The following is a 670-nucleotide window of genomic DNA, read 5'->3' as shown; positions in this document are numbered from 1 at the left end:
ATAATAAATATGAAACTGGTGAGCCATGAAGGACTCGAACCTTCGACACCCTGATTAAAAGTCAGGTGCTCTACCAACTGAGCTAATGGCTCGTACAAGTCTTAACTAAGAAGATAAATGGCGGAGCCGACGGGATTCGAACCCGCGGTCTCCTGCGTGACAGGCAGGCATGTTAGGCCTCTACACCACGGCTCCACACGAGAATAATGCCATCCTCTTGAAGAGGATAATTGCGGGGGCAGGATTTGAACCTGCGGCCTTCGGGTTATGAGCCCGACGAGCTACCGGGCTGCTCCACCCCGCGTCAGTAATAAGAAGTATGGTGGAGGCTGAGGGGATCGAACCCCCGACCCTCTGCTTGTAAGGCAGATGCTCTCCCAGCTGAGCTAAGCCTCCAGATCTGGAATGACTAAAGAAAAGAGATGGTGACCCGTAGGGGATTCGAACCCCTGTTACCTCCGTGAAAGGGAGGTGTCTTAACCCCTTGACCAACGGGCCATATTCAAGTCCTTGCTGGCGGAGAGAGAGGGATTCGAACCCTCGAGACGCTTGTGACGCCTACACGATTTCCAATCGTGCTCCTTCGGCCAACTCGGACACCTCTCCATAAGAGTTGGTTTCCCCGGAAGAGAAGGAAATATGCAAAACATATATCCTTCCTTCCAGGATA

The 670-nt window shown here is 52.4% G+C and carries 6 tRNA genes; all 6 read right to left on the bottom strand.

The features are described from left to right. Window positions 1-16 precede the first annotated feature (16 nt). The 6 genes from M3G15_RS21375 to M3G15_RS21350 all read right to left on the bottom strand — a co-directional run bounded on the left by M3G15_RS21375 (window position 17) and on the right by M3G15_RS21350 (window position 606). Window positions 17-92 (bottom strand) — tRNA-Lys (locus M3G15_RS21375). 26 nt (window positions 93-118) lie between these two features. After that, window positions 119-195, bottom strand: a tRNA-Asp gene (locus tag M3G15_RS21370). A gap of 35 nt (window positions 196-230) precedes the next feature. Continuing rightward, window positions 231-304, bottom strand: a tRNA-Met gene (locus M3G15_RS21365). Between the two features lie 16 nt (window positions 305-320). Further along, window positions 321-396: transfer RNA gene (locus M3G15_RS21360), tRNA-Val, on the bottom strand. A gap of 27 nt (window positions 397-423) precedes the next feature. Beyond that, window positions 424-498: transfer RNA gene (locus tag M3G15_RS21355), tRNA-Glu, on the bottom strand. A 16-nt stretch (window positions 499-514) separates the two neighbouring features. Continuing rightward, window positions 515-606, bottom strand: a tRNA-Ser gene (locus M3G15_RS21350). Window positions 607-670: the final 64 nt, after the last annotated feature.

Source organism: Paenibacillus sp. p3-SID1389, assembly GCF_025151705.1.
Taxonomy (GTDB): Bacteria; Bacillota; Bacilli; order Paenibacillales; family Paenibacillaceae; genus Fontibacillus; species Fontibacillus phoenicis.
The sequence above is the reverse complement of the archived record's forward strand: the minus strand, read 5'-3'. Positions and strand labels throughout refer to the sequence as shown.